Source organism: Xenophilus sp. (assembly GCF_044462705.1).
Lineage (GTDB): Bacteria > Pseudomonadota > Gammaproteobacteria > Burkholderiales > Burkholderiaceae_C > Xenophilus > Xenophilus azovorans.
The window spans coordinates 1-7983 of sequence record NZ_JBIQNC010000211.1; the positions used below are offsets into that span (position 1 = coordinate 1).

A 7983-nucleotide genomic window follows, 5' to 3' on the forward strand; every position below is an offset into this window, starting at 1 on the left:
CGATGCGATCCCCCTGCCGATACACGCCATAGTCCTGCGCAGACTTGGGGCGGCGATCGGGCCAGGCCTTGCTTTGCGCAGCCTTCAAATCAACCCCGGGTTCACATGCTGAACAGTCTTGGTTGGCTCGCGTCAAATCCCGCCAGAGCCGGCCTGCGCCTGCTGCTGCCCCTTGTCGCTCCACAACTGGCCGCCGGTGGCCCAGTCGTGGCGCGGGATGTCGAAGAACACGACGTCGACGCCATCGGCCGAGCCGCCGAGGGTGCGCACGACGGCCTCGGTGATGGCGCCGGCCAGGGCGCGCTTCTGTTCCACGGTGCGGCCTTCGAACATCTCGACGCGGATGGTGGGCATGGGGTATCTCCGATGGGATGGGAATGAAAGGAAAGGGCGGCGTCAGTCGCGGTAGCCGGGCGCGGTGCGGTCCAGCCGCCGCAGCAGGGCCGGCCACTCCAGGTCGCCGTCCCATTCGCTGCCGTCGCCCACCCACTGCCGGTAGGTGAGCGACGCGAGCTCGGGCGAGGCGACGAGCACCTGCCCGCCGGTGGCGGCCATCGCGCGCAACTGCGCCCGGGCGGCCCGCTCCAGCATGTGCATCAGCATCCAGGCCTCGGCCACGCTGCGGCCCACGACCAGCGGGCCGTGGTTCTCCAGCAGCAGGCCGTCGAGCGGGCCCAGCTCGGCCACCAGGCGCTGCTGCTCCTCGGGCCCGAGCGCCAGCCCCTCGTAGGCATGGCGGCCGAGGCGGCCGTGCAGCCGCATCGCCCATTGCGAAGTCGGCTGCAGCCCACCCGGCAGCATCGACAGCGCCACGCCCCAGGGCGTGTGCAGGTGGATGACGCACTCCACCTCCGGCCGCGCCGCGTGCACCGCGCCGTGGATGGCGAAGCCGCTCGGGTTGACCCGCGCGCCGGAGCCGTCGGCCACGCGGCCCTGCACGTTCACCTTCACCAGGCTGGAGGCGGTGATCTCGTCGAAGGTGGCGCCGAAGGGGTTGATGAGGTAGTGGCCCGGCTCGCCCGGCACGCTGGCCGAGAGGTGGGTGTAGACGGTGTCGTCCCAGCCGTTGATGGCGGCCATGCGGTAGGCGGCCGCGAGGTCGATGCGGACGTCGCGTTCGGTGCGGGTCGGGCGCGTGGGGCTGGCCATGGTCAGCGGGAATTAGAACGCATGCAGCCGGCCCGCCGCCGCCTGCGCGCCCTCGGCAAAGCCGGATTGACGGCGCGCCCGCCGTCCGCAAGATCGGGGCATCGCCACCTTCTTCCCCGCCGCCATGACCGATGCCCCCGCTTCCACCCCGGACGAGACCGCGCCCGCCGCCCCGCCCCTGCGTCCGCTGGGCTGGAGCGCCCCGCTGCACTGGCTGGCCGCGGGCGCGCGCGACCTCGCCGCGGCCTGGCCGCTCTCGCTGTTCTTCGGGCTGGCCTTCTGGTGCATGGCGCTCGCCATCGGCCTGGTGTTCCGCGGCCGGCCCGAGTACACGATGACCATCGTCTCCGGCTGCTTCCTGGTCGGCCCCTTCCTGGCGATGGGCCTGTACGAGGCCAGCCGCCGGCGCGAGGCCGGCCTGCCGCCGGACTTCGCGGCCTCGCTCACCTGCTGGGACCGGCGCATCGGCTCCATGGCCATGCTCGTGCTGGTGCTGCTGGTGCTGGAGCTGCTGTGGGGACGCGCCTCGCTGGTGGTGTTCGCGGTGTTCTTCAACACCGGCATGCCCAGCACCACGGGCGTGGTGCAGGCGGTCTTCAACCCCGAGAACCTGGAATTCGTGGCCGCCTACGCGATGGTGGGCGGCGTGTTCGCGGCCATCGTGTTCTCCACCTGCGTGATCTCCATCCCCATGATCCTGGACCGCGACACCGACGCCATCACCGCCGGGCTGCGCAGCTTCCAGCTCGTGCTGGGCCAGCCGGGCGTGATGCTGCTGTGGGGCGCGCTGATCGTCGCGCTCACGCTGGGCGCCCTGCTGCTGCCGTGGGCGCTGGGCCTGCTGGTGGTCGCGCCCTGGCTCGGCCATGCCACCTGGCATGCCTACCGGGGTGCCGTGGGGCCTTCGGAACCCACGGCCGCCTAGAATCGGCGGGTGCGCATCCTCGTCCTCGTCCTGGCCATCGTCCTGCTGCCCCTGCGCGGCTGGATGGGCGGCGCGATGGCGATGGAAACGGCGCCGGCGGCCGTTTCGCAGGCTGCCGGCGCCGGTGCCGATGCGATGCCGCCCTGCCACGAGGCGGCCGATGCGGCATCCGCCGCGCACACCGCCGGCCACGACGCGCCGGGCGACGCCTCGCACCACGCGCAGTGCTCGCTGTGCCAGCTCTGCCACTCGGCCGCGATGACCGGCGACGCCCCGGCGGCCCCGGCCGCCGCGCCAACCCTGGCGCAGCCGCAGGCACCGGCGCAGCGCTTCGCCAGCGCGCTGCCGCAGCAGGCCGACAAGCCGCCCATTTCCTGACCTTCCTGCCCGTAGTCCGTCCGCTGCCGCCTCCGCGCGAGGCCGCGGCGCCGATGTGTTGCTTCCAGGAGCGTCATCTTGAACCCCTTCCCCGACCGGCCCGGGCCGCGTCCTTTTCTTGCTCTTCCTGCCCTCCTCGCCGCGGCGCTGCTGCTCGCCGGCTGCGCCAGCCTCTCGCCCGACGGCGGCGAGCAGGACGTGCAGCAACTGCTGGCCGGCCACCCGCTGCTGGCCGATGCGCCGGTCCACCGCGCACCCGATGAAGCCTCCGCCGCCCAGGTGGAGGCGCTGCTCGCCCGGCCGCTGGACGCCGAGGCCGCCGTGCGGATCGCACTCGCCCACAGCCCGCGCATGCAGGCCGCCTTCGCCACGCTGCAGCTCTCCGACGCCGAGCGCGTGCAGGCGGCCAGCCTGCCCAACCCGGTGCTCTCCTTCAGCCGCCTGCGCGAAGGGCGCGAACTGGAACTGGAGCGCCTCGTCAGCTTCAATGTCGTCGGCCTGATCGCCCTGCCCTGGCAGGCGCGCTGGGCCGGCCAGCGGCACGAGACGGCCAAGCTCGACGCCGCGCAGCAGGTGCTGCAACTGGCGGCCGATGCGCGCCGCGCCTGGGTGCGCGCCGTGGCCGCGCAGCAGGGCGCCGCCTACCTGCGCGACGCGCGCGACGCCGCCGAGGCCGGCGCCGAGCTGGCCGGGCGCATGCAGCGCGTGGGCAACTGGAGCACGCTGCAGGCCGCCCGCGAGCAACTGCTGCACGCGGATGCCGCCGCGCAGCTCGCGCGGGCCGAACAGGCGGCCGCGTCGTCGCGCGAGCAGCTCGTCCGCCTGCTGGGCCTGGACGCCTCGCAAGCCGCAAAGCTGCACCTGCCCGACCGCCTGCCCGCCCTGCCCGCCGCGCTGCCCGAGGCCGACGACCTGCAGTCCCAGGCGCTGCGCGACCGGCTCGACCTGCGCACCGCCCGCGCCGGCAGCGCCGCCACCGCCGACGCGCTGGGCCTGACCCGCGCGACGCGCATCGTCAACGGCATCGACCTCGGCATCGCGCGCAACACCACCTTCGCCAACGACGCCGACCGCGGCCGCAGCACCCAGCGCGGCTGGGAGCTGGAACTGCCGATCCCCCTCTTCGACTGGGGCCAGTCGCGCAACGCCCGGGCCGAGGCGCTGTACCTGCAATCCGCGGCCCGCGTGCGCGCCGTGGCCCTGGCCGCCGCCAGCGAGGCGCGCGAGGCCGAGGCCGCCCGCCGCCACGCCTGGCAGGTAGCGCACCGCTACCAGAGCGAGGTGCTGCCGCTGCGCCGGAAGGTCAACGACGAGATGGTGCTGCGCTACAACGCGATGGTCTCCAGCGTGTGGGAGCTGCTGGCCGAGACGCGCGCCAGCATGCTCGCCGTCAACGCCGCCATGCAGGCGCAGCGCGACTTCTGGCTGGCCGACGTCGACCTGCAGATGGCGCTGACGGGCAGCTCGCCCGCCGGCGTGTCGGCGCTGCAGGGCGATGCGGGGCCGGCCGTGGCCGCCGCGAGCGAGGGAGGCCACTGATGGACCGCCGCCACTTCTTCTCCGGCGCGCTCGCGGGCGCCGCCGCCACCGCCGTCAGCCGCGTCGCGCTGGCCGCCGTGCCCGAGGCCGCCTCGCAGTCCTCCGCGGCCACCGCCGCGCCGCTCACGCCGCCCAACGGCCGGCCCTACGACCCGGTCGTCACCCTCAACGGCTGGACGCTGCCCTGGCGCATGAAGGGCGGCGTCAAGGAATTCCACCTCGTCGCCGAACCGGTGGTGCGCGAGATGGCGCCCGGCTTCAAGGTCAACATGTGGGGTTACAACGGCCAGTCGCCCGGCCCCACCATCGAGGTCGTCGAGGGCGACCGCGTGCGCCTCTTCGTGACCAACCGCCTGCCCGAGCACACCACCGTGCACTGGCACGGCCAGCGCCTGCCCAACGGCATGGACGGCGTCGGCGGCATCACGCAGCCGCACATCCCGCCGGGCAAGACCTTCGTCTACGAGTTCACCGCGCGCCGGCCCGGCACCTTCATGTACCACCCGCATGCCGACGAGATGGTGCAGATGGCGATGGGCATGATGGGCTTCTGGGTCACGCACCCGCGAGATCGCGCGCATCCGGCCATTTCTCGCGTGCAGCGCGACTTCTGCTTCCTGCTCGGCAGCTTCGACGTCGAGCCCGGCAGCGCCACGCCCAAGGTCAACACGATGACGGACTTCAACACCTGGGCTTTCAACAGCCGCGTGTTCCCGGCCATCGACAACCTGTGCGTGCGCCAGGGGGATCGGGTGCGCATCCGCGTCGGCAACCTCACGATGACCAACCACCCCATCCATCTGCACGGCCACGAGTTCGAGGTGACGGGCACCGACGGCGGCCCCGTGCCGCCGGGCGCGCGCTGGCCCGAGGTGACGACCGACGTCGCCGTGGGCCAGATGCGGCAGATCGAGTTCGTCGCCGACGAGGAAGGCGACTGGGCGCTGCACTGCCACAAGAGCCACCACACCATGGGCCCGATGGGCCACGACGTGCCGACCATGATCGGCGTGGACCACGCGGGCATCGGCGAGAAGATCCGCAAGCTGGTGCCCGACTACATGGTGATGGGCGAGCGCGGCATGGCCGAGATGGGCAGCATGGAGATGCCCCTGCCCGACAACACCCTGCCCATGATGACCGGCCAGGGCCCCTTCGGCCCGGCCGAGATGGGCGGCATGTTCACCTTGCTGAAGGTGCGCCGCGGCCAGGGGCCGAACGACTACCGAGACCCGGGCTGGTTCCGGCACCCGGGCGGCACCGTCGCGCGCGAGGCGGCCGGTGCGCCGCCGCCGGCGCAGCGCGCACCCGATGCGGCCGGCAATCAGGCCGCACCCGCCGCCAGCGTGCGCAAGCCCGGCGGCCACTCACCCCATCAACACCACTGATCCGCCTGTTCAAGGAGCCACCGATGAAACGACGCACTCTTCTCCTCGCCGCCCCGCTCGGCCTGCTGACCCCCGGCGCCTTCGCCGCCGCGCCGATGGTCGAGGTCTGGAAGGACCCCAGCTGCGGCTGCTGCCACGACTGGGTGAAGCACCTCGACGCCAACGGCTTCGCCACCCGCGTGCGCGACGAAGGCAACAACGCCGCGCGCGCCCGCGCCGGCATCCCGCAGAAACTCGGCTCGTGCCACACGGCCTTCGTCGAAGGCTTCGCCATCGAAGGCCACGTGCCTGCCCGCGAGATCAAGCGCCTGCTGGCCGAGCGCCCCGAGGGCGCCATCGGCCTGGCCGTGCCGGGCATGCCCGTCGGCTCGCCCGGCATGGACGGCGCCGTGTACGGCGAGCGCCGCGACCCCTACGACGTGCTGCTGGTGCTGGCCGGCGGCCGGACACGCGTGTTCCAAAGCTATCGCTGAGACGGATCTGCTTTCAAGAAAGCAGGAATCCGTTCGCACCGAGCTTGGCCTGTGCTGAGCTTGTCGAAGGGTCGAAGTGCCGTCACGGGCTTCGACAAGCTCAGCCTGAACGGTCCTTGTTGACGGCGCGCGATTCGACATGAAACTTTCCAACCTCTCTCCCAGGAGAACCGAACGATGAAGAAAACCCTTGCCACTCTCGCCCTCTCGCTGCTTTCCGCGTGCGCCTTCGCGCAGCAGGCCGACCTGCCCAAGGTGGACGCCGAGGTCCGCAAGGTCGATGCCGCGCAGAACCGCATCACCCTGCGCCACGGCGACATCCCCAACATCGACATGGGCGCGATGACCATGGTCTTCCGCGTCAAGGACCCGGCCCTGCTCAAGGACGTGAAGGCCGGCGACAAGGTGCGCATCACCGCCGACAACGTGGACGGCGCCCTGACCCTGCTGTCGCTGGAACCCGCGAAGTGACGCGGCGGCCGCGCGCCGCCGACGGGACAATGCGCGCATGACCACCGAAGAACTGATCGCCCTGGCCCGGCGGCACGGCAGCGCGGGCGCATGCGAGGCCTGCGCCGTGCTCGCCTGCCCCGGCTGGGAGGCCTTCCCCGGCAGCTTCCCCGAATCCGGCCTGCGCCGCGTCGGCAGCCTGCGCGCCGAGGGCGAGGCGGCCTGGGAGGAGCCGACGCTGGAGGAATACCACCCCGAGGGCACCGGCTACTGGTCGCCGCGCGCACCCATCGCGCCGGCCTTCCATCCGTACAACCGCTGCGACGTGTGGGTCTGCGCGCAGTGCGGCCGGCCCTTCCTGCGCTACACCGAGTACGGCGGCTACTACGAGGAGCGCCGCATCCGCGAGGTGGATGCCGCGCTGGTCACGGACGCGAAACCCCACGGCTGAGCCAGCGAAGCCGCGCATCCATGCCTGCCGAACTCCACGTCAACGCCTTCAACAGCTTCACGCTCGCGATCCTGCTGCTCTTCGTCGGCAAGGAGCTGACGCAGCGCATCGAGGCGCTGCGCCGCTACAGCATCCCCGAGGCGGTGGCCGGCGGGCTGGTGTGCGTCGCGGTGGTGGCGGCGCTGTACGCCGCCACCGGGCTGCGCACGCACTTCGAGCTGGGCGCGCGCGACATGCTGCTGCTGTATTTCTTCGCCGCCATCGGCCTGGGCTCCGACGTGCGCACCCTGGCGCGCGGCGGGCCGGCGCTGGCCATGCTGCTGGCGCTGGCCGTGGGCTTCATCGTGCTGCAGAACCTGCTGGGCATGGGCATGGCGGGCCTGTTCGGGCTGGACCGGCGCGCCGGCCTGATGACCGGCTCCATCTCGCTGACCGGCGGCGTGGGCACCACGCTGGCCTGGGCGCCGCACTTCGTGCGCGACCTGGGCATCGCCGAGGCCGAGACGCTCGGCCTGGCGAGCAACATGATCGGCCTGATCGCCGCCTGCTGCATCGGCGGCCCCATCGCCGCCTGGCTGATGCGCCGCCACCACCTGGTGCCCGCCGCCGCCACGTCGGAACTGGAGATCGGCCAGCCCTACGACCGGCAGACCCACGTGCGCATCGACTACCACGGCGTGCTGCTGGCGGTGCTGTGGCTCAACGTGGCGCTGCTGCTCGGGCGCGGCATCGGCACGCTGATCGCGCTGACCGGCCTGCGCCTGCCGGACTTCGTCGGCTGCCTGCTCGCCGGCATCGTGCTGCGCAACGTGTGCAGCCTGCTGCCGCAGAAGGACGGCCGTTTGTGGAACTGGTCCAGCATGCAGCCGGGCGTGGCGCTGATCTCCGACGTGTGCCTGGGCGTCTTCCTCACCATGGCGCTGATGGGCCTGCAGCCGTGGACCCTGGCGCAGGCCGCCGCCTTCGTCGGCACCACCCTGGCCCTGCAGATCGCGCTGGCCGCCGCCTTCACGCTGTGGGTGGTCTACCCCTGCATGGGCCGCAACTACGAGTCGGCCGTCATGTGCGCCGGCTTCGGCGGCATCGCCCTCGGCTCCACCGCCACCGCCATCGCCAACATGAGCGCCGTCACCCGCGAGCACGGCGCAGCGCCCCGCGCCTTCATCGTCGTGCCGCTGGTGTGCGGGTTCTTCATCGATCTGGTGAATGCGGTGGTGATCGGGGTGATGG

The 7983-nt window shown here is 72.3% G+C and carries 10 protein-coding genes; 8 read left to right on the plus strand and 2 right to left on the minus strand.

Annotated features, from left to right (window positions below):
- Positions 1 to 132: 132 nt before the first annotated feature.
- Complete coding sequence (locus ACIY1X_RS22330; RefSeq protein ID WP_399684843.1) at positions 133 to 354, minus strand: 4-oxalocrotonate tautomerase; 222 nt, start codon at positions 352 to 354, stop codon at positions 133 to 135.
- Positions 355 to 396: 42 nt separating this feature from the next.
- Entirely contained in the window at positions 397 to 1149 is a 753-nt protein-coding gene (locus ACIY1X_RS22335) for a class II aldolase/adducin family protein (protein ID WP_399684846.1), read from the minus strand.
- 124 nt (positions 1150 to 1273) lie between these two features.
- Between ACIY1X_RS22335 and ACIY1X_RS22340 the strand changes: the two genes are divergently transcribed.
- From ACIY1X_RS22340 to gltS, 8 genes are all read left to right on the plus strand, one after another.
- On the plus strand, positions 1274 to 2074 hold the full coding sequence (locus tag ACIY1X_RS22340) for a DUF2189 domain-containing protein (RefSeq protein WP_399684848.1): 801 nt from the start codon (positions 1274 to 1276) through the stop codon (positions 2072 to 2074).
- 9 nt (positions 2075 to 2083) lie between these two features.
- Positions 2084 to 2452, plus strand: a complete 369-nt coding sequence (locus ACIY1X_RS22345) for a DUF2946 family protein (RefSeq protein ID WP_399684851.1) — start codon at positions 2084 to 2086, stop codon at positions 2450 to 2452.
- Between the two features lie 78 nt (positions 2453 to 2530).
- Positions 2531 to 3991: a TolC family protein gene (locus tag ACIY1X_RS22350; protein WP_399684854.1), complete on the plus strand. Its 1461-nt coding sequence runs from the start codon at positions 2531 to 2533 to the stop codon at positions 3989 to 3991.
- The gene (locus tag ACIY1X_RS22355) at positions 3991 to 5379 is read left to right on the plus strand and encodes a multicopper oxidase family protein (RefSeq protein WP_399684855.1); all 1389 of its coding nucleotides are present in this window, start codon (positions 3991 to 3993) and stop codon (positions 5377 to 5379) included. The genes ACIY1X_RS22350 and ACIY1X_RS22355 overlap by 1 nt, the downstream gene beginning before the upstream one ends.
- Before the next feature lie 23 nt (positions 5380 to 5402).
- Positions 5403 to 5852 carry a DUF411 domain-containing protein gene (locus tag ACIY1X_RS22360; protein ID WP_399684857.1) on the plus strand — a complete coding sequence of 150 codons (450 nt, stop codon included), beginning with the start codon at positions 5403 to 5405 and terminating at the stop codon, positions 5850 to 5852.
- Positions 5853 to 6029: 177 nt separating this feature from the next.
- Positions 6030 to 6323 (plus strand): copper-binding protein, encoded by a 294-nt coding sequence (locus ACIY1X_RS22365; protein ID WP_399684860.1) that lies wholly within the window; start codon positions 6030 to 6032, stop codon positions 6321 to 6323.
- A gap of 37 nt (positions 6324 to 6360) precedes the next feature.
- The gene (locus ACIY1X_RS22370) at positions 6361 to 6753 is read left to right on the plus strand and encodes a hypothetical protein (RefSeq protein ID WP_399684863.1); all 393 of its coding nucleotides are present in this window, start codon (positions 6361 to 6363) and stop codon (positions 6751 to 6753) included.
- A 20-nt stretch (positions 6754 to 6773) separates the two neighbouring features.
- Positions 6774 to 7983 (plus strand): sodium/glutamate symporter (gene gltS, locus ACIY1X_RS22375; protein WP_399684865.1); only part of this gene is annotated, 1210 nt, incomplete at its 3' end.

Coding starts and splice junctions, on each gene's coding strand:
- ACIY1X_RS22330 (WP_399684843.1), bottom strand. CDS start 354: ATGCCCACCATCCGCGTCGAGATGTTCGAAGGCCGCACCGTGGAACAG.
- ACIY1X_RS22335 (WP_399684846.1), bottom strand. CDS start 1,149: ATGGCCAGCCCCACGCGCCCGACCCGCACCGAACGCGACGTCCGCATC.
- ACIY1X_RS22340 (WP_399684848.1), top strand. CDS start 1,274: ATGACCGATGCCCCCGCTTCCACCCCGGACGAGACCGCGCCCGCCGCC.
- ACIY1X_RS22355 (WP_399684855.1), top strand. CDS start 3,991: ATGGACCGCCGCCACTTCTTCTCCGGCGCGCTCGCGGGCGCCGCCGCC.
- ACIY1X_RS22360 (WP_399684857.1), top strand. CDS start 5,403: ATGAAACGACGCACTCTTCTCCTCGCCGCCCCGCTCGGCCTGCTGACC.
- ACIY1X_RS22365 (WP_399684860.1), top strand. CDS start 6,030: ATGAAGAAAACCCTTGCCACTCTCGCCCTCTCGCTGCTTTCCGCGTGC.
- ACIY1X_RS22370 (WP_399684863.1), top strand. CDS start 6,361: ATGACCACCGAAGAACTGATCGCCCTGGCCCGGCGGCACGGCAGCGCG.